The 24,043-nt window shown below is 63.6% G+C and carries 23 protein-coding genes and 1 riboswitch; of the genes, 8 read left to right on the top strand and 15 right to left on the bottom strand.

Annotation, left to right across the window (positions count from 1 at the left end):
• Window positions 1-14: 14 nt before the first annotated feature.
• Window positions 15-683: a TetR/AcrR family transcriptional regulator gene (locus KVY23_RS21050; RefSeq protein ID WP_075840306.1), complete on the bottom strand. Its 669-nt coding sequence runs from the start codon at window positions 681-683 to the stop codon at window positions 15-17.
• Between the two features lie 211 nt (window positions 684-894).
• On the opposite strand from KVY23_RS21050, the gene KVY23_RS21045 reads away from it, so the two are divergent.
• The 4 genes from KVY23_RS21045 (at window position 895) to KVY23_RS21030 (ending at window position 5,412) form a co-directional block, all read left to right on the top strand.
• Entirely contained in the window at window positions 895-1,800 is a 906-nt protein-coding gene (locus KVY23_RS21045) for a metal-dependent hydrolase (protein ID WP_075840290.1), read from the top strand.
• The gene (locus tag KVY23_RS21040) at window positions 1,800-2,903 is read left to right on the top strand and encodes a PDR/VanB family oxidoreductase (protein WP_230558106.1); all 1,104 of its coding nucleotides are present in this window, start codon (window positions 1,800-1,802) and stop codon (window positions 2,901-2,903) included. Before KVY23_RS21045 ends, KVY23_RS21040 begins: the two co-directional genes overlap by 1 nt.
• A 95-nt stretch (window positions 2,904-2,998) precedes the next feature.
• The gene (locus KVY23_RS21035) at window positions 2,999-4,519 is read left to right on the top strand and encodes an NAD(P)/FAD-dependent oxidoreductase (protein WP_230558104.1); all 1,521 of its coding nucleotides are present in this window, start codon (window positions 2,999-3,001) and stop codon (window positions 4,517-4,519) included.
• Window positions 4,519-5,412: a short-chain dehydrogenase/reductase gene (locus KVY23_RS21030; RefSeq protein ID WP_230558103.1), complete on the top strand. Its 894-nt coding sequence runs from the start codon at window positions 4,519-4,521 to the stop codon at window positions 5,410-5,412. The genes KVY23_RS21035 and KVY23_RS21030 overlap by 1 nt, the downstream gene beginning before the upstream one ends.
• 28 nt (window positions 5,413-5,440) lie before the next feature.
• On the opposite strand, the gene gcvP is transcribed toward KVY23_RS21030, so the two are convergent.
• The 12 genes from gcvP to KVY23_RS20970 all read right to left on the bottom strand — a co-directional run bounded on the left by gcvP (window position 5,441) and on the right by KVY23_RS20970 (window position 17,090).
• Window positions 5,441-8,371, bottom strand: a complete 2,931-nt coding sequence (gcvP, locus tag KVY23_RS21025) for an aminomethyl-transferring glycine dehydrogenase (protein WP_374108753.1) — start codon at window positions 8,369-8,371, stop codon at window positions 5,441-5,443.
• Between the two features lie 104 nt (window positions 8,372-8,475).
• Window positions 8,476-8,573: riboswitch (glycine riboswitch) on the bottom strand.
• Between the two features lie 14 nt (window positions 8,574-8,587).
• Window positions 8,588-9,217, bottom strand: coding sequence for a MerR family transcriptional regulator (locus KVY23_RS21020; RefSeq protein WP_075840293.1), 630 nt, complete (start codon window positions 9,215-9,217; stop codon window positions 8,588-8,590).
• 265 nt (window positions 9,218-9,482) lie between these two features.
• On the bottom strand, window positions 9,483-9,956 hold the full coding sequence (locus KVY23_RS21015; protein ID WP_206511465.1) for a bifunctional nuclease family protein: 474 nt from the start codon (window positions 9,954-9,956) through the stop codon (window positions 9,483-9,485).
• Between the two features lie 118 nt (window positions 9,957-10,074).
• On the bottom strand, window positions 10,075-10,812 hold the full coding sequence (locus tag KVY23_RS21010) for a MerR family transcriptional regulator (RefSeq protein WP_075840294.1): 738 nt from the start codon (window positions 10,810-10,812) through the stop codon (window positions 10,075-10,077).
• Window positions 10,809-11,306, bottom strand: a complete 498-nt coding sequence (gene garA, locus KVY23_RS21005) for a glycogen accumulation regulator GarA (protein ID WP_075840295.1) — start codon at window positions 11,304-11,306, stop codon at window positions 10,809-10,811. The genes KVY23_RS21010 and garA overlap by 4 nt, the downstream gene beginning before the upstream one ends.
• A 211-nt stretch (window positions 11,307-11,517) precedes the next feature.
• Window positions 11,518-11,922, bottom strand: a complete 405-nt coding sequence (gcvH, locus tag KVY23_RS21000) for a glycine cleavage system protein GcvH (protein ID WP_206511464.1) — start codon at window positions 11,920-11,922, stop codon at window positions 11,518-11,520.
• A 47-nt stretch (window positions 11,923-11,969) separates the two neighbouring features.
• Window positions 11,970-12,683 (bottom strand): DUF881 domain-containing protein, encoded by a 714-nt coding sequence (locus KVY23_RS20995; RefSeq protein ID WP_075840308.1) that lies wholly within the window; start codon window positions 12,681-12,683, stop codon window positions 11,970-11,972.
• Between the two features lie 61 nt (window positions 12,684-12,744).
• Window positions 12,745-13,074, bottom strand: coding sequence for a small basic family protein (locus KVY23_RS20990; protein WP_075840307.1), 330 nt, complete (start codon window positions 13,072-13,074; stop codon window positions 12,745-12,747).
• 133 nt (window positions 13,075-13,207) lie between these two features.
• The gene (locus tag KVY23_RS20985) at window positions 13,208-14,059 is read right to left on the bottom strand and encodes a DUF881 domain-containing protein (protein ID WP_230558098.1); all 852 of its coding nucleotides are present in this window, start codon (window positions 14,057-14,059) and stop codon (window positions 13,208-13,210) included.
• A complete protein-coding gene (locus KVY23_RS20980) occupies window positions 14,052-14,663 on the bottom strand; it encodes a CDP-alcohol phosphatidyltransferase family protein (protein ID WP_230558097.1) in 612 nt (203 codons plus the stop codon). The genes KVY23_RS20985 and KVY23_RS20980 overlap by 8 nt, the downstream gene beginning before the upstream one ends.
• A 64-nt stretch (window positions 14,664-14,727) precedes the next feature.
• Window positions 14,728-15,348, bottom strand: a complete 621-nt coding sequence (locus tag KVY23_RS20975) for a CoA pyrophosphatase (protein WP_075837661.1) — start codon at window positions 15,346-15,348, stop codon at window positions 14,728-14,730.
• 80 nt (window positions 15,349-15,428) lie between these two features.
• Window positions 15,429-17,090 (bottom strand): FAD-binding dehydrogenase, encoded by a 1,662-nt coding sequence (locus KVY23_RS20970; RefSeq protein ID WP_230558096.1) that lies wholly within the window; start codon window positions 17,088-17,090, stop codon window positions 15,429-15,431.
• 220 nt (window positions 17,091-17,310) lie between these two features.
• Between KVY23_RS20970 and KVY23_RS20965 the strand changes: the two genes are divergently transcribed.
• The 3 genes from KVY23_RS20965 to KVY23_RS20955 all read left to right on the top strand — a co-directional run bounded on the left by KVY23_RS20965 (window position 17,311) and on the right by KVY23_RS20955 (window position 20,128).
• Window positions 17,311-18,645: an EAL domain-containing protein gene (locus KVY23_RS20965; protein WP_230558094.1), complete on the top strand. Its 1,335-nt coding sequence runs from the start codon at window positions 17,311-17,313 to the stop codon at window positions 18,643-18,645.
• Window positions 18,646-18,710: 65 nt separating this feature from the next.
• Window positions 18,711-19,808 carry a M4 family metallopeptidase gene (locus KVY23_RS20960; protein ID WP_230558093.1) on the top strand — a complete coding sequence of 366 codons (1,098 nt, stop codon included), beginning with the start codon at window positions 18,711-18,713 and terminating at the stop codon, window positions 19,806-19,808.
• A gap of 26 nt (window positions 19,809-19,834) precedes the next feature.
• A complete protein-coding gene (locus KVY23_RS20955) occupies window positions 19,835-20,128 on the top strand; it encodes a protealysin inhibitor emfourin (RefSeq protein WP_075840297.1) in 294 nt (97 codons plus the stop codon).
• Between the two features lie 21 nt (window positions 20,129-20,149).
• Here the strand turns inward: KVY23_RS20955 and KVY23_RS20950 are convergent, their stop codons facing one another.
• Both KVY23_RS20950 and KVY23_RS20945 read right to left on the bottom strand, forming a co-directional pair.
• The gene (locus tag KVY23_RS20950; protein WP_230558119.1) at window positions 20,150-22,324 is read right to left on the bottom strand and encodes a cation-translocating P-type ATPase; all 2,175 of its coding nucleotides are present in this window, start codon (window positions 22,322-22,324) and stop codon (window positions 20,150-20,152) included.
• 38 nt (window positions 22,325-22,362) lie between these two features.
• On the bottom strand, window positions 22,363-22,647 hold the full coding sequence (locus tag KVY23_RS20945) for a DUF1490 family protein (RefSeq protein WP_075840299.1): 285 nt from the start codon (window positions 22,645-22,647) through the stop codon (window positions 22,363-22,365).
• A gap of 184 nt (window positions 22,648-22,831) precedes the next feature.
• Here KVY23_RS20945 and KVY23_RS20940 point away from each other — a divergent pair, with 184 nt between their 5' ends.
• Window positions 22,832-23,986: an alpha/beta hydrolase gene (locus tag KVY23_RS20940; RefSeq protein WP_230558092.1), complete on the top strand. Its 1,155-nt coding sequence runs from the start codon at window positions 22,832-22,834 to the stop codon at window positions 23,984-23,986.
• Window positions 23,987-24,043: the final 57 nt, after the last annotated feature.

Below are 24,043 nucleotides of genomic sequence, written 5' to 3'. Positions count from 1 at the left end.
GGTAAGTGGTGCACTCAAAGCCGATGTTGGCGTGCGATTGCCAAGCGCTCCGCGATGGCGTGCGCATTTTCCCCGATGGTCATCATCATCTCGGTGCAAGTATCTATGAGCTCTTCGCGGCTGAGGGTGAGATCGCCTGCGACCCAGGCGATTACCAGTTCAGCCACGCCACCGGTAAGAAACAGCGTGCCTGATTCGATGAAGTCGTCGGCGCCTTTCGGTAGGTCGACGAAGGTGGTCGCCAGCGTTGCCATCAACGCGGCGACATCGTGTAGTGCGTGGGATCGGCGTTTCATCATCGCCGCGTTGCCGTAGGACTCGACAAAGATGATGCGGGCTCGGCGCGGGTCGTCGGCAAACTCGTGCACCATTGTGCTCACTGCGGCATGCACTTTCGCGGTGGTGTCGTCGGGTGCTGCAGCGAGATTGGTGACGGTGTTGGCGGACGCGGTCGCGACGATGTCATCGAGGACGGCCAGCGCCAAAGCGTCGAGGTTTTCGAAGCTTTCGTAGAGGAATCGGGGGCCGACCTTCGCCTCCTCGCACACGGTGGCGACAGTCATCGCGGACCAACCCCGCGTACCCAGAATCTCCAAAGCCGCATCCATCAATTTCTTCCGGCGCTCGTTGCGCCGCTGCCCGGCTGTGACCCCGTTGTACATGCCTGTGGTTGCCCGCGCCATCTCGAGATTGTCCCACAGTTCATATCCGGAATCAGTTCTATACGGAATTACTTACTTCCGGTATGGTTCGGAAACCGACACCGTTGCTGCACCCGGCGCGCAGGCCTTCGTCTGTGCGGTTCTCGATGACGGCGCGAACCTGTGACCTGAGCAGGCGGGTTGATCGTGGTCGAACGAAATACAGGACCCTCGAAGTGGACAGGAAGCTGATATGACACGCAGACTCGAGAAATTGGTCGACAAGGCGCGTCCCCGCGACGAAGCGCACGCCATCAACGCGCGCAACGTGCAGTTCGACTGGGACGGCATCCCGGTGCAGTACTTGCCGGGAGAACCGTTCGCGACGCAGTTCTTCAACGTGGCGCATATTGTCCTGCCCGAGGGCGAACGTGCAATGGCCGAAGCGATCGCCGAGGCGTTGCCGCTGATCGACGACGCTCGTTTGCACGAGGAAGCCGTCGGTTTCATCGGGCAGGAAGCGATGCACGCGCAGTCACATCAGGGGGTTCGCGAGCATCTGATCACGCAGGGGATCAAGGTCGAACCGGTTCTGAAGCGCTTCAATTTCGTTGTCAACAGCATCTTGGGCGATCACGGTTTGACCGGCCGGGCCAAGCATGCGTGGTTGTGTGAGCGGCTGGCGTTGTTTGCGGCAATGGAACACTTCACCGCCGTCCTGGGCCAATGGTTGCTCGATGCCGACCATCTCGAGGAGATGGGGATGCACCCGATGATGCTGGATCTTGTCAAATGGCATGGCGCAGAGGAAGTCGAACACCGCGCGGTGGTTTTCGACGTTTACCAGTACGTCGACGGCAGCTACGCCCGCCGCGCACGAACGGCATTTCTGGCCAGTAGCGCCATCGCGATCCTGTGGTTCAGCACCGCCATCTACCTGGCCAACAACGATCCATCTCCTGTCAGGGGCAAGCCATGGCCGTGGCAGTTCTTCAGCGCAGCCGTCCGCGGTGTCATCCCCACTGGCTGGCATTATCTGGCCGAGATCCCGGTTTATCTCAGGCCGGGGTTTCACCCCTCACAGATGGGCAGCCTGGACAAGGCACTCGAGTACTTGGCGACCTCTCCGGCGGCCCGCGCAGCCGAGCAACAGCAGTGATGACGATGGCCGGGTTCACCTCTCGCTGGGGCGCGCCGGCTCCCGCGTCGGACGACGGGATCGAGACCAGTCTGCGGGTGGTTACCAAGGGTTTCGCCGCCTATCAGCGGTTGTTCGTCGAAGGTGGGTTGGCGCCCCTACTGTCTCGTCCGAATCCGTTGCGCTACGACGACTTCGATATGGATCTTGTTGTGAAAGGAATCGAGACCGAAGCCGAGGATGTGGTGAGCCTGACGCTGGCGGCGCCGGGCGGCGGAGTCTTGCCGGTGTGGAATCCGGGTTCACACCTTGATGTGTTCTTGCCCTCGGGCCGCCAGCGTCAGTATTCACTGTGCGGTGATCCGGCCGATCGCCACCGGTACCGGATCGCGGTCCGCTTGATCGGTGACGGTGGCGGCGGATCCCGTGAGGTGCACGAAACCTTGCGCACAGGTGACCTGCTGCATGTACGCGGGCCTCGCAATGCCTTCAGAATGGTAGCCGCCGACTCGTACCTGTTCATCGCCGGTGGTATCGGTATCACACCGATCCTGCCGATGGTGAAAGCGGCGAACGCACGCGGAATACCCTGGCGAATGGTGTACCTCGGGCGGACCCGGGAGAACATGCCGTTTCTCGACGAGCTCGAGGCGTGCACCGGCGGTGACGTCGACGTTCGACCGGACGACGAGTTCGGCCTGCCCGATGTCGGTCGACTACTGACCCGATTGCATCCGGGAGGCGCAACCTATGTCTGCGGGCCGCCTCCGGTCTCCGACGCCGCGCGGAGACTGATCTCGGCCATCGATCCCACGGGATCGATGCACACCGAACGGTTTTCGGCTCCGCCCGTGGTAGGTGGCAAACCGTTCGATGTGAAGCTTGCGCGGAGCGGTGTGACTGTATCGGTCGCTGCCGACCAGTCCATGCTCGACGCGATCCGAGAACAGGTGGCCGGTGTTGTCTACTCGTGCCAGCAGGGCTACTGCGGCAGCTGCAAGATCGGCGTACTCGCCGGTCGGGTCGAACACCGCGACAACAGACTGCTCGAATCCGAACGAAAAGCTTCGATGTTGATCTGCGTGTCCCGCTCCGATGGCGGGCCCCTGGTTCTCGACCTCTGAACCTCACCACTCTTCTCACGCTCGCCAGAACATCGAACGGGCCGAAGACTCATTGCTGCAGCGCGCAAAGCGGCTGCGGTACGGAAGGAATCACTATGAACCAGCAACGCAACGGTGCGGTGCCTGAGCAGGTCGATATCGCCATCATCGGCGCGGGCGTCGGCGGTATCGGTCTTGCGGTCAAGTTGCGCGATGCGGGGTTCGGCGAGTTCGTCATCCTCGAACGCTCGAGTGACCTGGGCGGCACTTGGCGGGACAACACCTACCCCGGCTGTGCCTGCGATGTTCCCTCACACCTCTACAGCTACTCCTTCGCGCAGAATCCGGACTGGTCACGCACCTACGGTAAGCAACCGGAAATTCTGGCCTACTTGCACTCTGTCGCACAGGACCACGATGTCGTCCGGCATATCCGGTTCGATACCGAAGTTCTCGAGGCCGCATGGGATGAGGTGTCGCGCCGCTGGCGAGTACACACCGACAGCGGCGACTTCGCCGCCCGGATCCTGATCTCTGCGACCGGGGTCTACGGCGGAGCCAAGTTCCCCGATATCCCCGGTATGGAGAGATTCACCGGTACGAGCTTCCACTCGTTGCACTGGAACCACGACCACGATCTCACCGGCGAACGGGTCGCCGTGCTCGGCACCGGGGCATCCGCGGTCCAGTTCGTGCCCGAGATCCAACCGCGCGTCGCGCGCTTGCTCGTCTTCCAGCGCTCCGCACCCTGGATCATCCCGCGACTCGACCGCGCGACCTCCCGCGCCGAGCGGGCACTGATTGCCCGACTCCCGATCATCGGAAAAGGTCTGCGGGGCAGCTACTACGCCGCGATCGAAGCGTTCGGCCTGGTCGGGTTCATCGACAAACGATTCCGCCACCCCTACGAGGCGATGGGAAAGATGCAACTGCTCTGTCAGGTCCGCGACTCGACACTGCGCAAGCGGTTGACCCCGGACTACATGATCGGATGCAAACGTGCGATCTTCTCCGACTCGTATCTACCCTCGCTCACCAAAAACAACGTCGAGGTCATCGACGATGCCATCGCCGAGATCCGCGAACACTCGATCCTCACCCGTGATGGTGTCGAGCATCGAGTCGACACCATCATCTACGGCACCGGATTCGAGGTACCACCAGCGGTACAGGCCCGCATTCGCGGCCGCGATGGCCAGACCCTCGCCGACCTGTACACCACCCGGCCGCAAAGCTATCTCGGCGCGACGTTAGCAGGGTTCCCGAACTTCTTCACCACCCTCGGTGCGTTCGGAGCCGTCGGCAACCAATCCGCGATCTACATGATCGAATGCCAAATCCGTTACATCGTGGACGCATTGGCGACCATGCGAACCGAAGGACTCGACCGCGTCGAAGTCCGCAAAGACGCACAGGAAGCTTTTCTCGACGAAGTCAACGAACGGAGCGCGAGGACGGTGTGGCTCACCGGCGGCTGCGCCACCACCTACTACCGCACCGCCGAGGGCAAGAACGCCGGCCTGTATCCGAACTGGAGCTTCGAGTACGCCAACCGAACCCGTCGATTCGACCGTGACGCATACGAACTCGGCGCCACAGACCCCTCCCCCGCACACGCATCGGTTAGGACACATTGATGTTCCCCTTCGACAGCCGCTCCCCTGCCTACGACGTCAACGGCAAGGTCGTCTTGATCACCGGCGGTGGGCAAGGCATCGGACTGGCCTTGGCCCGGATCCTGCATACGCGTGGCGCATCCGTCGCGCTAGTCGACGTGGATACGACAGCGGTGAAATCCGCTGCCCGGACACTGGGAAAACGAGCCCTGCCCCTGACCGCGGATGTGCGAGATCGACCGAGGATGACAACAGCGGTGGCACACACCGTGGATCGCTTCGGCCGTCTCGACGTCGTGGTCGCCAATGCCGGGGTCGCACCGCCACCTGCGACGCTGCGGACCATCGACGAGGACGACTTCGATCGTGTCATCGCCATCAACCTGACCGGAGTGTTCAACACCGTCCGCCCAGCGTTGGAGCAGGTCATCCAACACCACGGTCACGTCGTCGTCGTATCCTCGGCCGCCGCGTTCACCCCCGGCGCAGCCGCATCCCCGTACATGATCAGCAAAGCAGCAGTCGAACAACTCGGGCGCGCACTGCGCATCGAACTCGCCGCGGTCGGCGCCACCGCCGGAGTGGCCTACTTCGGCATCGTAGAAACCTCGATGACTCACGACACCGTCGATCAGAATGACTTGGCCAGCGACGCCCTTGCCATGCTCCCGTGGCCGCTGAACCAACGGATCACCGCCGCGCAGGCCGCGAAATCGATTGCCGACGGAATCACAGCACGCGCCGCCAGCACCATCGCCCCCACGACATGGAAGCCCTACTCGTTGCTGCGCGGCGTCGCGAACGTGATCATCGACCACCGAATGGCCCGAGACGATGACATCCACGCACTAGTGCGCAAGGTCGAGGCACAGGCCACCTCGACAGATCACGCGACAACGTCCGAAGATCGCTGACCCGGCCACTAGCCCACGACTCGGGAGGTCAGGCGAATGCCTCTATCGGGGGGCATGCGCACACGAGATTTCGATCGCCGTGGGCTCCGTCGATCCGGCGTACAGACGGCCATACCTTGGCGCGACCGGAGACTGCTGCCGGGTAGACCGCTTCCTCGCGGGAATACGGATGTGTCCACTCCCCCACGAGGCAGCGCGCGGTGTGCGGTGCCCCCCGCAACGGATTGTCCTCGACCGGCCATTCCCCACTACCCACACGATCGATTTCTCCGCGTATCGCGATCATGGCGTCGCAGAACGCGTCGATCTCATCGAGATTCTCGCTTTCGGTCGGCTCGACCATGAGTGTGCCCGCCACCGGAAAGCTCATCGTCGGTGCGTGGAAACCGTAGTCGGCGAGCCGTTTCGCGACATCGTCGACGGTGACGCCGGTGGCCTTGGTCAGACCGCGCAGATCGAGGATGCACTCGTGCGCCACCATCGCATTGTCACCGGTGTAGAGCACGGGAAAGTGCTCGTCGAGTCGCCGGGCTATGTAGTTGGCCGACGCGATTGCTGTCAGGGTTGCGCGGCGAAGGCCCTGTGCACCCATCATCCTCACGTAGGCCCAGGTGATCGACAGGATGGACGCACTGCCGAACGGTGCAGCGGACACCGTGGGCCCGTCACCGAGCTCGGCACGCAGCGGGTGGCCGGGTAGGTACGGCGCCAGATGCGACCGAACGCCGATCGGACCGACGCCCGGTCCGCCGCCGCCGTGGGGAATGCAGAACGTCTTGTGCAGGTTGAGGTGGCTCACGTCTCCGCCGAAACGCCCCGGTCGGGCAAGTCCGACAAGCGCATTCAGGTTGGCGCCGTCGACGTAGACCTGGCCACCCGCGTCGTGCACCGCCGCGCAGATGTCGTCGATCTCGTGCTCGTAGACGCCGTGGGTCGACGGATAGGTGATCATGATGCCCGCGAGGCTGTTCGCGTGGGCCGCGATCTTGGCGCGCAGGTCATCGACGTCGACGTCGCCGTTGGATCGGCAGCCGACCACGACGACCTTCATACCCGCCATCACAGCGGACGCAGCATTGGTCCCGTGCGCGCTCGATGGGATCAGACAGACGTCGCGGCTGTCGTCCCCGCGACTGAGGTGGTACCTGCGGATGGCGAGGAGACCGGCATATTCGCCTTGACTACCGGCGTTGGGCTGAATGCTGACCGCGTCGTATCCGGTGATGTCGACCAGCCACTTCTCGACGTCGGTGATCACGGAGCGGATGCCCTCGGTGTCCTCGTCCGGCGCAAAAGGATGCAGGCGCGCGAACTGCGGCCAGGTGATCGACTCCATTTCGGCGGTGGCGTTGAGCTTCATGGTGCACGAGCCCAGGGGGATCATGCTGCGGTCGAGCGCAATGTCCTTGTCGGACAGGGCGCGAAGGTAACGCAGCATCGCCGTCTCGGTGCGGTGGCGGGTGAAGGCGGGATGGGCGAGAAACTCCGACGTCCGCGTCAGTGGCATTGGGATAGACGGGGCGTGGTCGCCGTCTGACCGGACGGCCCCGAATGCTGCCAGGACAATATCGACGTGGTCCGTAGTGGTCGCCTCGTCGCAGGAGACACCGACGGTGTCCGAGTCGACGAACAGCAGGTTGATACCGGCCGCTTTCGCTTCCTCCACGACCGTCCGAGCGCGCCCGGGAACGTCGACGGTGACCGTGTCGAAGAAGTTATCGCTCGCCAACGTCAGACCAGCTGTGCGTAACCCGTCGGCAAGCGTGAGTGCATGCAGATTGACCTGTCGAGCTATCGACCGCAATCCCTCGCTGCCGTGGTAACTCGCATACATCGCTGCAACGATGGCCAGAAGCACCTGTGCGGTGCAAATATTGGAGGTCGCCTTCTCACGGCGGATGTGCTGCTCCCGAGTTTGGAGCGCAAGGCGGTAGGCAAGATTGCCGTCGGCATCCACCGAAACTCCCACCAGACGGCCGGGCAGCTGCCGAGCGAGTAATGAGCCGACCGCGAGATAGCCGGCGTGGGGTCCGCCGAATCCCATGGGAACACCGAATCTCTGGGTGGTGCCGAAACACGCATCTGCACCCAACTCCCCGGGTGGGGTGACGAGCGTCAGCGCTAGCAGATCCGCGCCGAGAGCCACCAAAGCGCCGCGCTCATGGGCTGCGGCGACGAGGTCGCGATGATCGACGAGCGCTCCGGACGCACCCGGTATCTGCGCGAGAACTCCGAAGAACTCACCATCGGGAAGGCCGTGCGAGAGGTCGGCACGAACGAGTTCGATTCCCAGGGGTTCTGCACGGGTGGCGAGGACAGCATGTGTCTGCGGGAAGACATCGTTGTCGACGAGAAAGCGATGGGAGGCCGATTTTCGATTGGCCCGCCGGAGCAACGTCATCGCTTCGGCTGCTGCCGTGGACTCGTCGAGCATCGACGCGTTCGCCACATCCATCGCCGTCAGATCCGACACCATCGTCTGGAAATTCAGCAGGGCTTCGAGACGGCCCTGGCTGATCTCCGGCTGGTACGGCGTGTACGCGGTGTACCACGCGGGGTTCTCGAGGATGCCCCGAGTGAGAACCGGCGGGGTCAGGGTGTCGTAGTAGCCGAGTCCGATCATCGACGTCGCGACGACGTTCTTCGAGGCAATCTCGGCGAGTTCGGCCAACGCAGCGTGTTCACCCACGGCAGTCGGCAGTGTGTCGAGGCCGTCGGCCACCCCGTCGACCGAATGGTCGAGGATCGATTCCGGAACGGCTCGTGCGGCCAGTTGCTCGAGCGATTCCACTCCGACGACATCGAGGATGCGCGCAAGTTCGAGTCGATCGGGACCGATGTGCCGATCGGCGAAGGACGAGCGGGGAATCTGTTCGGTCACGAGAGGCTCCAAGGTGTGCGTGCAGAAGGTGGGCTCTTTTCGCGCGGTTGCGCGATCAGTCCTCCCCCTCTGTCGCATGCTCGTCTCAACGAGCGCCTGAGAGATTCGATCACCGTCGGCCGTGCAGCCTAAGCGTCTTTCCCCTTGGGCGGGTGGTTCTTCCACCACTTTCCAGAGTCGCCGAAGCAGATACGGTCCGGGTGCCTGAGAGATTGACGGGGAGGTATTGCTCCTTCGGCGTCCGGAACTGGCGATCCCGGAACTCTCCCGTGCCTGCGCGACGTAGCGATGAGTTTAGCCTGTTTTGCGGCTTGCGCGATTCTTGCGACGCGATGCCAGCTCGTCCTCCGGGCTGGTCTCCGACTCGCCACCGTCGGCTCGCTCGGCAGGGAAGTCGGCGATGAGGCCGGTCAGCTCACGCATGGCACCGTTGACGGCGATACCGAACACACCTTGACCACCCTGTAGCAGGTCGACGACCTCCTCAGCGGACGTGCACTCGTACACGGTCGTGCCATCCGAGAACAGGGTGATGTTCGCAAGATCACCGACACCACGCTGACGGAGGTGGTCGACTGCGACACGGATGTTCTGTAGGGAGATACCGGTGTCGAGCAGGCGCTTGACGATCTTCAGGACCAGCATGTCCTTGAACGAGTACAACCGCTGACTCCCCGAGCCGGCTGCACCGCGGATGGACGGAACCACGAGACCGGTTCGTGCCCAGTAGTCGAGCTGGCGATAGGTGATACCAGCGATTTGGCATGCGCTCGGGACTCGGTAACCCACCAGATCATCAGGCACCGAATCATCTGGGAACAATCCGGGCTGGATGTCACCGGAACTCGCGGCCCTCGGCGCAGAAGCATCGGCCCCCGGCGCAGCGCTCGCTGAACTCTGGTGCTCCTGCGGCGTATCTCCCACTGACTGCTCCCTCTCGAATGTCTCGACACTGCGCGAGGCGAGTGATCTCGCCCCGGCCGGATGCGAATTCCGGCCTACTGCAACGTGAAGTTCCATTCCGCGTACCAGGCCAGACTACTCCCCGGGACGGATCGGCGACATACGATCACCGACTGCGAACTCACAAAAGAGACGCTATGGGTCAGCAGGGAGAGGGTCAACGCAACGCGCCGTAAGGCTGAACCTAAAGTTGAGGTTGAGACTCATCCGTTACCGGAATGACCCTTCAACCGTCCGTGGCCTTGAAATCGTCCGGCGATACGGATTCGAGAAACTCCTTGAACTTTTCGACCTCGTCCTCGCGCTCGTCGGGCATCAACAGTCCCGCTTCCGCCAACACCGGCTCTTCGGCGATGATCGGCACACCCGCCCGCAATGCGATGGCGATGGAATCGGACGGCCGAGCCGACACCCTGACGTCCTTGTCGAAGACGAGATCTGCGTAGAACGTGCCCTCTTGCAGATCGACGATTCGAACTTCCTTGAGCGTGTGACCGAGAGCGATGATCAGTTCCTTGATCAGGTCATGAGTCAATGGCCGTGCCGGTTGGACACCCTGCTGCTCGAGCGCGATCGCTGCGGCCTCGGTCTGCCCGATCCAAATCGGCAGATAGCGATCGCCGTCGGATTCGCGGAGTAGCAACACCGGTTGATTCTGGGGCTGCTCGACGCGAATGCCTACTACACGCATTTCACTCATGGTGACTGCCTCCCACATGCGTTGAGAATCTGGCCGGTGGTCCGAGGGCGACCCGACTGCCCTCGAGTCTATGGGAAACCGGCGGCCGAGCGGTGTTGGCATTCTGCGAGCACCGTGATCACCGATCGAGCGAGCCACGCACCGCAGCTTTGACGAGACACGTGTGCAGTGTGAGAGACAGTGCCGCGAGTTCGCGAATCATCTCCTCGGCACGATCGCGGGCTCCGGCATCACGACCCTTGGCGACAGGGCCGGCGATCTGCGCGACAAGGCCGGCTTCGCGATCGGCGGCGAGCTTGAACGCCCGGAGATGTCTCACTTCGAGTCCGAACTGCGACATCGCGTGGGCGGTACGAGCCAGGGTCACCGCATCCTCGTCGTAGAACCCGGCTTGCCCCGGCGTGATCAACCCCGCCCGGAGCAATTCGGTCATGAACGAGTCCTCGATACCGGCGCGTTCCAACAGGTCGGACTTGCTCACTCGAACCTCTCGATCCGGGAGAAATTCTTCCGGCGACACTTCACCCGGCGCCACACTGAGAGTCCGGGGTTTCCGCGGAGCAGGGTCGGCACTTTCCACCCGCGCAACCCCACTGTCGATCGCTTCCAGTTGCTCCTTGATCACCTTCAGCGGAAGGTATTGATCTCGCTGAGCCGTCAACACGTACCGCAGCCTCTCGCAGTCCGCGATGGAGAACCGGCGGTAACCGGACGGTGTTCGCTCAGGCGAGATCAATCCCTCGGCTTCGAGAAATCTGATCTTGGAAATTGTCACATCGGGAAAGTCGGGCCGAAGCCGATCCAGGACGGAGCCTATCGACATCCCCCCGGGAGACTGTTGCCCGACGGCGGTCACTGGCTGCCTGCACCCGCAGACGAATCGCCGACCTGCGAACCAGCGCTGCCGCGGGGGCCCGTGAGGAAGACCAGGCGGAACTTGCCGATCTGAACCTCGTCACCATTGGCGAGCACTGCCGAGTCGACCGGTTCGCGATTGACATAGGTTCCGTTGAGGCTGCCGACGTCGACAACCTGGAACTCGTTTTCGTCCTGACGGAACTCGGCATGACGACGACTGACAGTCACGTCGTCGAGGAAGATGTCGCTGTCGGGATGGCGACCAGCCGAGGTGGTCGGCTGGTCGAGCAGAAAACGAGACCCAGCGTTGGGGCCGCGCTTGACCACGAGCAGCGCCGACCCGACCGGCAAGCCCTCCACGCCCGACACCGGAGCCTCGGCAGTCTGGCTCGTTGCCGACTTATCGAGCTCCTGGAGAAAATCCGCGCGGAATACCGAAGTGGTCTCCGCCGGCGACTCTCCGTAGATGCCGTCGTTGTCGTTCTCGCTCACCGTTTCTCCTTCTCAGTCCGATCGCCCGGGCTTGGAACCACCAGGGTTACGCAGTAATCAACCTGTACGCAGTAATCAACCTGCTTGTTCAACAAATCATGCGGACCTGTGCCAGATCACACAGCTACTCGGCCACGGCAACTACACCTGACGACCGTACCTTGCGAACGGGCACGTGTGTAAGCGGTCGACGGTGTCCGAGCGGGCGAAGTTACCCGGCCGTAATTCCAGCATATCCGTCGGCGTCGAGCATCTGCGCCACCGACTCGTCCAACGCTTGCGCCGATTCGACCTCGAGCTCGACCAACCAGCCCTCGGTGTAGGGACCCGAGTTGACCTTTTCCGGGCTCGTGTCCAGATCCTCGTTCACGGCAATGACTTTGGCTGTCAACGGCGCGAAAACGTCCGACACGCTCTTGGTCGATTCGACCTCTCCCATCGACGATCCCGCGGTCACCTCGTCACCGATGGCGGGCAGTTGCACGAACACCACGTCACCGAGCTGCCCCTGCGCGTAGTCGGTGATCCCGACGCGCACGGTGGTCGGCGCGGTTCGCTGAACCCACTCGTGTTCCGGTGTGTACAGCAGGTCGGCCGGCGGGGAGATCTCACTCACGTCTGCATTCCTTTCGGGCGGTTGGAGCTCGTCCTGTCGGAGCAGAGCTAGTTTCCGGGCTGAGAGTATTGAGGCAGACGAGGATCCCGCAAGGCGGACACCTCGACCAGGTCCGATCGAACCACATCGCAGCGTCCGCCGTTGCGAGCAACCGTGTCGATGACGCCACCCGGTATGTCGAGGGCAGCAGCGAGAGTCGCGGGTTCGCCGATCGCGGTGAACACGAACGGTGCGGACATCTCGACGCCGTCGACGATCACTCCCCCCGCCTTTCCGGCAATCCACGACTCGACCCCGATACGGACCGGTTCTGCATCTGCACCCGCTATCTGGACCGCCTCCGCGCCTGCCGCTCGTAGTTCCTGCAGAGCGTCGAGCAAGACGTCCGAGCCGATTCCGGTATGAGGATCGGATACCGTGACCACCACACCCGGGCCCGTCGCAGCGGTCATGCCCACCTGGATAGACAGCGACTCGAGCCGTGCACGGGCATCGGCCAGCGCCGCACCACCTGAATCGGAGCGATCCAGGGCGGCCAACGTCGCCTCGAGATCGGCGATCTCCTCCCGCAGAGCCGCCTCTCGGCGTCCGACGTTGTCGAGTACAACCAGCAGGTCGGCCGGCCTTGCCGCGTCGAGGGAGTCGCTGCTGTCGTTCTCCCGAACCTGAACCACCAGCCCGAAGCCCAGCAAGACCATCAACACAATCGTCAGGGAGCCGAACAGAATCGACCTGGGCCGCGTGCCGACGAGCCCACGTATGCGATCGCTGCGGAAATGCTGTCTGCGGAGCTTGTGCCTGCCGTCCTCGGTCACGACGCCCTCACGCACCGAGCAGTCGACGACGCAGAGCCGCGGCGTTGCCGAAGATTCGGATGCCGAGGACCACCACAATCGCAGTCGAGAGCTGAGTGCCGACACCGAGTTGATCGCCGAGCCACACGATCAGAGCTGCAACGAGCACGTTGAAAACGAAGGACACCACGAACACCTTGGAGTCGAAGATGCCGTCGAGAAACGCGCGGATTCCCCCGAACAGCGCATCGAGCGCAGCCACGACCGCGATGGGAAGATATGGAGCCAAGCTGGCCGGCACCTGCGGTCCGGAAACCGTTCCGACCGCGACACCGATGCACAGAGCCAGGACCGCCATTGCCACGAGAACACCGCCGCGACCGGACCGCCCCACCGCCGCATGCGTGCCGAGTTCGTCGCCCTGTTCGATCTGATCCTCCTTGCGCATGTTCTCCTCGCCCATTCTCTCGTCGCTCACGTTCTCCCGTTGCTCACGGCTGTCCTCCTGGGGTCGCCGACCGAATCGTGCGCACCACCGAGGCCGGCATGTCGAGTTCGTCGGCGACGCGGACATCGAAGCCGACCTGATAGAGCTGCGCCAATGCGGACAGGCGCAGGTAGGCGTCACTGACAGCGAAACGCGCCTGCAGCTGGCTGGGTGATCCGATCGCGGCCACCGTGTAGGGAGCGAAGACAGGTCGGTTGTCGACCAACATCGAACCTCCTGCCTGCCTGATGGTGACGCCCGGCCCGATGCGTACATCGTCGACGGTAACGGCCTCGGCGCCACTGACCCACAGAGAGTTGACGAGAACCTGCAGATCTCGATCGAGAACCGCGGCCTCGGACGATCCCCGCACGGGGCTCGACACGTCCGACAGGTTCACCGGCGTCGGAGGTTCGGCCACCGTCACCACGATGCCCGGACCTGAGGCCGTCGCCGCGCCGGCAGCGATCTCCAGCGCGGAGAGCTCGGTCAGCACGCTTTCACCCGCTGCGTCGTCGGTCAGCGCTGCCGCTCGAATCGCTTCGAGATCCTCGGCCAGCTCCCGACGATTGTCGTCGAGGGCGGCAGCTCGGTCCTGCGCGGCGCGGACGCTCGCGAGAATGTCACCTCGCTCACCGGAGCCATCGACGTTGTTCGAGGCCAGCTGAGACATCGCAATCCCGAAAACGCAGCCGACGAGCAAGGCCCCGAGAACCGCCACCGCGATGTCCGCCTTGTTGGGCCTGCCGCCGCGGGGCTTTTTCGACGCTGCTGCCGCGTAACCGGGATCGAGATGCTCCGACATCAGGGAGCGTAGAAGCGAGGGAACGGGATTGCGGCGGACGGGATCACGCATCGCGGGCTGACCGATCCGATGTCCTGGGCACGGCTCGGGCAATGCCCATGGCTTTGTAGGTGTAGAGGGCGCCGGTCCATATGTAGAGTCCGGTTCCCCAGATGATCAGGGCATACCCGATCGGTGCCAGTATTTGCGCGATCGTCGAATCGCCGGTGGATCCCAGTAGCACGGGGAGCGCGATCATGATGACGAACGTCGCTGCTTTGCCGAGGTATATGACCTCCGGCGGTGGGAGACCTCGTCGTCGATAGATCAGTAGCGTTGCGGCCAGGATCAGGTCCCGGCCGATGAGAATTGCCGCCACCCACCACGGGATTATCCCTCGGACAACGAATGCGAGGAGCGTCGTTACCACGGACAAACGGTCCACGAGCGGGTCCAGCAGTGCGCCGATCCGCGAGGACTGGTCGAGCACGCGAGCGAGTTTGCCGTCCAGCCAGTCGGTTGCGCCGCTCGTGAGCAGTATCGCCAGAGCCCACCCGTCCGCGCGGAGTACGAGGAACAGATACAGGAACAACGGGATGAACAGCAGTCGGACCACGCTGAGCACGTTGGGCACGGTGACGATGCGGTCGCTGAGCCCTGTGTGCGGAATGCTCACCGTGCCCACCTCGATCCCAAGTTGCTGCGCGCCCGCCGTCGAAATCCGACCACGTCGCCGCACGTCATTGCCACGCGAACACCGGCTGCTCGAAGTGTGCCACGCGAGTATGCCGACGGTGTAGCACGACTTCCCTGAACTGGTGCACTATCGCACCGGTCGGAGCATGTACCAGGGAGCCACGGAACGGCCACTGCACGACCGGCCTGTCGGATTGCGCGATGGAGACGAATCGAGGGTCGGTGTCGAGCTCGTGCGCGTGCACCTCGTAGACGGTCGCCACCTCGTCAGGACTGGGCACGACATCGCCCAGCGAGTCACCGATCCACACCACGAACGGAGTGATCACGTAGCCCGAGCGGGTGAGGAAGTCGTCGAGTCGACCGAGGATGCTCGACGGTTCGGCCGCGACACCGAGTTCTTCCTCGAGCTCACGTAGGCAAGCCTCTTCCGCCGTCTCTCCTGGGTCGATACGACCACCCGGCAGAGCGAACTGCCCGGGATGCGCGCGAAGCTGTACCGGCCTCATCGTGAGAAGCATCCGGCGCTGCCCCACGGGGCCGCCGATGGTCACCGCGACGGCGGCCGCACGACGGTCCTCGATGGCGACGCGCCGAGGGACGAACTCGGCGAGGGCCGAGTCGATCGACTGCCGCTCGAGCCGACCATCAGGATCACCGTTCATGACAACGAGCCTAGAGGCCGACCGGCGACCATCGGCACCGAAGTCGTGCGCCCGGTCCGACGACGCCGACCACGAGGTCCTCAGCGGGCTGCCGCGCGACCGGCGGCCCGGCCGGAAAAGATGCAACCACCGAGGAAGGTCCCTTCGAGCGAACGGTATCCGTGCACCCCTCCGCCGCCGAATCCCGCTACCTCACCAGCGGCGAACAATCCCTCGAACGGTGTTCCATCGGGCCGAAGAACACGCGAGTCGAGGTCGGTCTGCAAGCCGCCGAGCGATTTGCGGGTGAGCAGGTGCAGCTTGACGGCGATCAGCGGACCGGACTTCGGATCCAACATGCGGTGGGGCGCCGCGATCCGCGCCGCCCTGTCACCCTTGTATTTCCGGGCGGCGTGGATCACCGACACGGACAGGTCCTTGCTGAAGTCGTTGTCCATCTCCCGATCCCTGGCCGTCAACAGAGTTTCGATCGCCGAGGTTTCCAGCTGGACTTCGCCGATCTTGTTCATCCCTGCCACGAGCTCGTCGACCGAGTCCGCGACGACGAAATCTTCACCCCGACGTTTGAACGCCTCCACCGGACCCGGGGCTCCGGATCGAACTCGTTCGAGCAGCTTTCGCACGCTGCGGCCGGTGAGGTCCGGGTTCTGCTCTTGACCGGACAGCCCGAACTCCTTCTCGATGATCTTCTGATCGAGTACGAACCACGAGTAGTCGTACCCGGTGCGGACGATGTGCTCGAGCGTGCCGAGTGTGTCGAAACCCGGAAACAGTGGTGCGGGCAGTTGCTTGCCCGTCGCGTCCAGCCAGAGGCTGGATGGCCCGGGCAGAATCCGGATGCCGTGGTTCGGCCAGATCGACTCGTAGTTGGTGATTCCCTCTGTGTAGTGCCACATTCGGTCCGGATTGATCACGCTGGCGCCGGCATTGCGGCTGATTTCGAGCATGCGACCGTCCACGTGCGCCGGCACGCCAGTCAGCATGTGCTTCGGCGGAGATCCGAGACGTGCGGGCCAGTTCTGCTTCACGAGTTCCCAATTGGCGCCGATACCGCCGGAGGTGACGATCACCGCCCCTGCCTCCATCTCGAACTCGCCACGCGTCTCGCGCGAGGACGCGACGCCGCGGGCGGCCGAGGACGGTTCGAGGACGACGCCGCGAACACCGGTGGCTCGACCGTCGGTGACGACGATGTCGTCGACGCGGTGTCGGTGCGCCATCGTCACCAATCCCTGTTCGATCCCCTGACGGACAGTACGAGCGAAGATCTCGACGAGAGCGGGGCCTGTGCCCCAGGTGATGTGAAATCTCGGCACAGAGTTGCCGTGACCCGTTGCACCGTACCCACCCCGCTCGGCCCACCCGACGAGCGGAAAGATCTTCAGTCCGCGCTCACGCAGCCAACTTCGTTTCTCCCCGGCCGCGAACTCCACGTACGCCTGCGCCCAGCGTCGAGGCCAGGCGTCCTCGTCACGGTCGAAGCCCGCGGTGCCCATCCAATCCTGCAGGGCCAGATCGTAGGAGTCCTTGATACCGAGCCTTCGTTGCTCGGGACTGTCGACGAAGAACAGGCCACCGAACGACCAGAAAGCCTGCCCACCCAGGTTGGCCTCGTTCTCCTGGTCGAGGAGGATGACGCGTTTACCCCTCGATATCAGTTCGGCGGTGGCCACCGGTCCGGCCAGGCCGGCTCCGACGACGATGACGTCTGCTGCGCCGTCGACATGTGCTGTGCCCTTCACGGTCACCACTCCCCCGGTTCGTGCTTCTCGTTCGCACTGGTTACGAGTTCGACTGTAGCCTGCGTCACGTCGAGCCCGGCGTCCGACGCAGCTTTGGTTGTGCAGCACAAATGCCCGAAACGACCGCTTTGCAGCGCTCGGTGAACCATCTGAGATACTTTCTCCGGAGTCGGGATGATTCGTTCTGCTCGGCGATGCGCCGCGCAATGATGGAGGCGCTTTGTTCCGATCTCGCGACCAAAGGCAGAGCGAGTCCGCCCACAAGTATCTGGACTTCGCAGCGGTATCGCCCGCGCTGGAGAACGCCGCAGAAGTTACGGCACGGGCTCTGGATTTCCCTGTAGCTCTGGTCAGCATCCTCGACGACTGCAACCAATACACGCTGGTAGCCCACGGCTCCGATGCGGTTCGCGGACAGGTCATTCCCCGGTCGAGCGCGGCATGCGATGCGGTGGTCGAACAAGGCAGACCCATTGTCGTTCAGGATGTCGATTCGCCGAACGGCGCTCGTCGGAGCACAGCACGGGCGTTCGGGAACCCCACCGATTCACTCCTGAAAGTGCTGCGAGAGTCAGGGCTACGCGCCTACGCCTCCATCCCGCTGTTCGGCCGCGAATCGGTACCGATCGGCACTCTGTGCATCCTCGACGTGCTGCCGCGGACCCTGTCGCCGGAGAAGTTTCGCCTTCTCGAACAACTCGCGGTCATGGTGGAAGAACACCTCGATACCCAAAGGGATCGCGCACGGGTCGCCGCGAATCCCGCTACCCCGAGTGAGCTCACCGCGGCTGTGGACAACGGACAGATCACCCCGTGGTACGAGCCGATCGTCGATTTGCATACCGGCGGCGTGTTCGCTCTCGAGGCACTGGCGAGATGGGAGCATCCAACCCGAGGTTTGCTCACTCCCGGGGAGTTCATCGAGCAGGTGGAAAACACCGACCTCATCGTCGACTTGGACCTGACGATACTGTCTCGAGCGTTGTCCGATTTCGTGAAGTGGCACCTCGATCGCCCTGGACTCAAGTTGTCCGTCAACATTTCCGGACACCACCTCGAACGCCTGGACTGCGTGGACCGCATCGTCAGCGCCGTACACGCGTCCGGTGTGTCCCCGAAGTCGGTTGTACTGGAAGTGACGGAGACGGCTCGCGGCGCGGGAGTCGACGACGAGGCCAGAATAGTCGCGGCGCTCCGATCGAGCGGATTCACCGTGCTTCTCGACGATTTGGGCTCCGGGTGGTCGCCGATACCTCGGATCACACACGTAACCGTCGATGGCTTCAAACTCGATCGGGCGCTGGCGGCGTCGTTGCACACCAAGATCGGTGAGGCGGTCGCCCACGCGATGCTGCAGTTCGCCGGGGAGTTGGACCACTGTGTGGTCTTGGAGGGGGTCGAGAACATGGACCGCCTCGGCAGGGCACGGACGCTGGGGTTCACCCATGGCCAGGGGCATCTCTTCTCCACCGCGATGAACGCCGAGGATGTCCCGCGCTTTCTCTACGAGTGGTCCGCGCAGGAGTGGCCACGGCTGGACGCAGAGCGAAGCTGAAACCACCCCGCATCTGTCGGCCCCGTCGTCTATGGTCCTAGCGACGTCGACCGAGAGGTGTTCAGATGCCCGTACCTTCCGCTGCGCGTGACCGAATCCGTCCCGTGGTCCCGCCGTTCCTGCTGGAGCGGATAGCAGAGCATTCCGCGGAGAACAGGCAGGGCGTCAGGGTCCCTCATGCCTCGTCGAGCGCAGCCCACACGCTGGAGGTCGACCGCGAGTTTCTCGACCGCCGCGCACATGCGCAGAGTATCGACAGCGACAGCGCACCGGATACCACCCGAGCATTGATGCGCTCCATCCACGACGCGCAGAACACCCGAGAATTGCCTGGCACGCTGGTTCGCCGAGAAGGGCAGCCGCCGACGGGTGACCGATCGGTGGACGAGGCATACGCGGGTCTCGGTGTGACTTACGAGTTCTTTCGACAGGTGTACGGGCGCAACAGTCTCGACGGTCGAGGGCTGCCCCTGGTCGCGACGGTGCACTACGACCAGGACTACGACAACGCTTTCTGGGACGGCGAGCGAATGGTGTTCGGCGACGGTGACGGTGAGGTGTTCGGACGCTTCACGGCCTCGCTCAGCGTCATCGCGCATGAGCTTGCCCACGGGTTCACGCAGTACTCCTCGCAACTCGAGTATTCCGGCCAGGCAGGTGCCCTGAACGAGTCGTTGTCCGATGTGTTCGGCGTCCTCGTCGAGCAGTATTCGCTGGGCCAGAGTGCTGACGAGGCTTCGTGGTTGGTGGGGAAGGGATTGTTCCTGCCCGCTGTGCAGGGCAGAGCACTCCGGTCGATGATCGAACCGGGAACCGCATACGACGACGATGTACTCGGTCGCGATCCACAACCGGCCGATATGGACAGCTATGTGGTCACCACAGCCGACTACGGTGGCGTGCACATCAATTCGGGAATACCGAACCGCGCCTTCGCGCTGACCGCTATCGGGCTCGGCGGCGCAGCCTGGGAAAGGGCCGGGCAGGTGTGGTTCGACGTCACCACGAATTCTGCCCTGCCGCCCACGGTCGACTTCGAGGGATTTGCTTCGGCCACCGTTGCGGCTGCGCGGTCGCGCTACGGCAACGAGTCCGACGTTCGACGGGTCGTCGAACGAGCCTGGGCTACGGTGGGAGTGTCAGTGCACGACCCCGACTTCTGACGAGTCTGCGACGCGAAGGACATGACATGTTCATCGAGGTGGTTCGGTCGGGTGGTATCGCTGGTTCCATCCGACGGGCCCGGGTGGACCTGGATGCGATAGTCGACGAGGCGTCGGCCCGCGAGTGGCGTGGCCTCGTCGAGCAAGCCCGGCCTCTGATCCTTTCGCAGCCTGCGGCTGTCGCGCCCACGCGCGTGCGTGACGGTTTCGTGTGGACGGTCTCCGTCGACGAGAGCACCTGCCAGATCGACGATGCGTCGATGACCGGACCGCTCCGCGACCTGGCACAACGCGCGCTGCGTGAGGGCCGCAGAGTCTGATCGTCTTACAGGACCAGGGGGCTAGTACTGAGCCCGCTTGGGTTCGAGCCGATACGTGATCAACCGTGAACTGTTGGCAACTACGGCGACCGATGACGCGTTGTGCAGAATGGCGGCGAGGACTGGTGACAATGCCCCCGCTGCACTCACTAGTAGCCCGATCGCGTTGACCGCGATCGACATTCCATAGTTCTGACGGATGACCTCCACTGCATGTCCTCCGAGGTCGCGGACGTCGAGAAGCCTGTACAGATCGTCACTTGCCAGAGCAACGTCGGCGGTCTCCACCGCAACGTCTGTTCCAGCCAATCCCATCGCTATGCCGATATCGGCGGCCGCCAGCGCCGGAGCGTCGTTGGTGCCGTCGCCGACCATGGCAACGACATGTCCCTGTCGCTGCAGTTCCTGCACCACGGCCAACTTGTCCTCGGGCATCACCTCTGCGCGCCATTCCGTGATACCGAGTTCCGCCGCCACCGCTGCCGCGGTTTCGGCGTGGTCTCCGGTCAACATGAGCACGCGTTGCACTCCGTCGGATCGCAGGCGTGACAGGACGTCGACTGCCTCGGGCCGAACTTCGTCACGCAGACTGATCAGACCGACCAAATCACCGTCGACCGCGAGCAGCAGCGGGGTCTCGGCCTGCTGCTGCAGCCTGCGGACCCACTCCGCGGCCTTCTCCGATACTGCGACATTCTCCCCCTGCAACAGTGACGGGCTGCCGAGCAGCATCGTGCGTCCGTCAGCCCAAGTCCTCATCCCGAGCCCAACCAGGACTTCGCATTCCTCATGCGGCGGGATGGCGATGTACCGCTCCTCGGTGGAGCGAATCACTGCCTCTGCCAGTGGGTGTCGTGAGTGAATCTCCGAACTGGCCGCGTAGGCCAGAACCTGCTCGGGTTCCCAGTCGTCGGCGAAGGCCACGACGTTCGTCACCACCGGCCGTCCCATGGTCAGGGTTCCGGTCTTGTCGAAGACAATGGTGTCCACGCGGCCGGCGAGTTCCAGGTGTGAGCCACCCTTGATGAGGATCCCGCGTCGGGCACCGTTTCCGATCGCAGCGCTGATCGCAGTGGGGGTGGACAGCCCGACGGCGCACGGACACGCCACCAGCAACATCGTCATCGCGCGACGCACATCTCGGGTCACCACGAGCGTGAGTGCGGACAGTAGGAACGACGTCGGCACGAATCGTCGTGAGAAGTTCTCGCCTACCGTCTGGATCGGCGCGCGATCCTCCTGCGCCTCTTCCACGCGAGAGATGATGCGTCCGATGGTCGTGTCGTTTCCGACGGCGGTTGCACGAACCACGAGCCGACCTCGAACGACGACCGATCCGGCGTGGATGCGTGCGCCCGCGGCTACCGATACCGGCAGTGTCTCACCCGTGATCGCCGACTGATCGACGATGGACTCCCCCTCGACGACGATCCCGTCGACAGGAGCCGCGACGTGATCGTGCACCACTACGTCGTCGCCGACGCACAGCGATTCGGTATCGACCGAGACTTCGCTGCCGTCCGCAAGCCTGACCCATGCGGTGTCCTGGGTGCCGTTGAGGAGATCGGCAATCGCACGTCTCGTTCGTCGCAGAGTCAGTTCCTGCAGGTACTCACCAATGTTGAGAAGCCACAGCACAGTGAGTGCGACCACGTTCTCCCGTAGCACGAGACTGGCGACGGTGGCAGCGGAGACGAGTGCATCAGTGCCTGCGCCTCGGTTGCCCGACAGTGAGCGCAACGCGCCTCTGAGAAATGGGTAACCGGTGAAGACGGTTGCGCCGGTGGCGACCAGGCGACTGGTCGGTCCGAGAACTGGCGGACGGTTCAAGCCGTAGCGGCGAAAACCCAGTAGAACCAGCGCCGCTCCACCGACAGCCATTCGCAGGACCTCGGCGCTGCCGACATCGGCCGATCGCGGGGTGCGTTCGGGAACATCCGACCACTCGACTTCGCAACCGGTCTCGATCGCCGCGATCAGCTCGGCGCGGTCGATGCGTGTCGGTGAGATCCATACAACAACTGAGGCCGTTCGCGGGTAGGCGTGTGCGGCGCGAACCCCGAGAACCCTGTCGACTGCATCCTCGATCGCGACGGCTCGGCCGGGGCTCGCGCGGAGCCAGGGCACCTCGAATCTGATGCGTCCTGCGGCGTCGGAGACGATCCGGATACTGGTGGCCGACTCACCGGCGGGCATGTCCGGCCTTCGAAACGAAACAACCGTCGAAGACACGATCAGTGACTGTGACCGTGTCCGGTTTCACCGGCTACCGGTGGCGCAACCTCTTCACCCAACCGCTCTTTGGCCTCGGCGACCACGTCGGATACGGAAAGCCGAGCAGATTCGGCACCCTCCTCTGCCTTTCGGACGCCGCGCAGACTCCATTCGGTCGCCGTGACGGCCGCTTCGCGAAGCGGAGCTTTCGCGATCAGCGTCTTGGCGCCGTTATAGGCTGCCACGCCCACCGCTCCAGTGACGACGGTGGACACAGCTTTCGCGAGCATTATCTGAAAGGCCATTTCGACATCATATGGCGTCCGACACCAGGGTGTGAGGGCCGGATGCCTTGCAGTTTCAGGTGCACACATGCGCACGATGCGATGTCGACCATCACCGGCGGCGGGCCAACCGTGGCGGGCGTAGCGTGGAATTCGTCCGCTGAAGTGACCGTTAACGGTGGGAACGACGGGATCGGAGTGTTCGGTGGAGTGGGACGGCGGCCGACGCAGGGAGCGGCTGGCCTCGACGCGGTTGGGGCACAATTGGATTTTCCTCGGGCGCACACGCCGTGCCGCGCTATATCTCGCTCTCGGACTCGTTCCAATCCTCGTCCTGGCCGGCATGTACTGGCGGTGGGACGTCGCACCCGAGCAACGCCGTCTAGCCCAGACCGAACCGAGCATCGACCAGATATACGACGCAGCGGACCCAGCCGACAGTACGACTGCCGTCGTCGACTTGGTCGGGCTCGGCAACGTAGACGGCGCGCCGACCGCCCGAGCACTGACGAGCTTCACCGAGATCGGGCGGGTGTGGTCGGTGACGTTCGACAACCGTGGCATAGACACTCGAGTCATAAGCGATCTCGTTGCTCTGCGTGCCCGCACCGAGGGTGTCCGCAACATCGTATTGGTCGGCCACAGCATGGGTGGCGTGATCGCTCTCGAAGTGGCACAGCACATCTACGAGGACACCGACCGTGTATTGAGTGGGGTGGTTCTGGACTGCACACCGCTGGACCTGCATGCAGTACGCGGCGACGCTCGCGACGCCGGGCAAGATCTCCTGCGCTGGATCGGTTGGCTGCCGGGAGCACGAGAAAGTCGTTCGCTCCGTTCCATGGTCGAGATGGCTGCCCGTAAGGACAGGTACGTCGACATGCACTCGACGTGGTATCCAAGAATCGATTTCGCTGCGGCGGGCGAAGCATTCGAACAGGTCATGATGGACAAGATTCTCAATCCAACGGTTGCCAGCAACGGCTTCATCGAATCTCAGTTCAGGACGATCGTGGCATCCGGTGCGTTGGACAATCTGGATGCTCTAGCCGAAACCGTCGCCGACAAACCCAGGCCCGCAATCGTGTTCCTGCGTCCGGCACGGGCGGCGGCGGACAACGTGGTCGATGTCGACTACTCCCAGCGAATCCTGTTCGAACGGTCCGGCGGCACCGACGGCACTCTGCGAGTTGTGCGCATGCACGGCACCGGGCATGCCAATCCGCGCCAAGCACCCGGTGCCTACAACGGATCGATCACATCGCGGGTGATACCGGCGCTCGAAGACAGCATTGTCCGAGACCTCCGCTCGTCGCTGACCGTAGACCCGGTGTTACGGGCCGGTGTGTCAGAGCCCTGATCGAGTGCGGCCACGCTCGGTGCCGGGTCGTCGGTTCGCACTCCGGTGCCGCGGCCG

This window comes from Rhodococcus sp. I2R (genome assembly GCF_020889545.1).
Taxonomy (GTDB): Bacteria; Actinomycetota; Actinomycetes; order Mycobacteriales; family Mycobacteriaceae; genus Rhodococcoides.
Note: the sequence above shows the minus strand (reverse complement) of the source record. Positions and strands in the feature narration are given on the sequence as shown.

Bases quoted from the DNA above. Each gene is read 5' to 3' on its own strand.
- KVY23_RS21050 (WP_075840306.1), bottom strand. From the start codon at position 683: ATGGCGCGGGCAACCACAGGCATGTACAACGGGGTCACAGCCGGGCAG.
- KVY23_RS21045 (WP_075840290.1), top strand. From the start codon at position 895: ATGACACGCAGACTCGAGAAATTGGTCGACAAGGCGCGTCCCCGCGAC.
- KVY23_RS21040 (WP_230558106.1), top strand. From the start codon at position 1,800: ATGACGATGGCCGGGTTCACCTCTCGCTGGGGCGCGCCGGCTCCCGCG.
- KVY23_RS21035 (WP_230558104.1), top strand. From the start codon at position 2,999: ATGAACCAGCAACGCAACGGTGCGGTGCCTGAGCAGGTCGATATCGCC.
- KVY23_RS21030 (WP_230558103.1), top strand. From the start codon at position 4,519: ATGTTCCCCTTCGACAGCCGCTCCCCTGCCTACGACGTCAACGGCAAG.
- gcvP (WP_374108753.1), bottom strand. From the start codon at position 8,371: ATGCGACAGAGGGGGAGGACTGATCGCGCAACCGCGCGAAAAGAGCCC.
- KVY23_RS21015 (WP_206511465.1), bottom strand. From the start codon at position 9,956: ATGAGTGAAATGCGTGTAGTAGGCATTCGCGTCGAGCAGCCCCAGAAT.
- KVY23_RS20990 (WP_075840307.1), bottom strand. From the start codon at position 13,074: ATGGCGGTCCTGGCTCTGTGCATCGGTGTCGCGGTCGGAACGGTTTCC.
- KVY23_RS20985 (WP_230558098.1), bottom strand. From the start codon at position 14,059: ATGCGTGATCCCGTCCGCCGCAATCCCGTTCCCTCGCTTCTACGCTCC.
- KVY23_RS20975 (WP_075837661.1), bottom strand. From the start codon at position 15,348: ATGAACGGTGATCCTGATGGTCGGCTCGAGCGGCAGTCGATCGACTCG.
- KVY23_RS20960 (WP_230558093.1), top strand. From the start codon at position 18,711: ATGCCCGTACCTTCCGCTGCGCGTGACCGAATCCGTCCCGTGGTCCCG.
- KVY23_RS20955 (WP_075840297.1), top strand. From the start codon at position 19,835: ATGTTCATCGAGGTGGTTCGGTCGGGTGGTATCGCTGGTTCCATCCGA.
- KVY23_RS20950 (WP_230558119.1), bottom strand. From the start codon at position 22,324: ATGCCCGCCGGTGAGTCGGCCACCAGTATCCGGATCGTCTCCGACGCC.
- KVY23_RS20945 (WP_075840299.1), bottom strand. From the start codon at position 22,647: ATGGCCTTTCAGATAATGCTCGCGAAAGCTGTGTCCACCGTCGTCACT.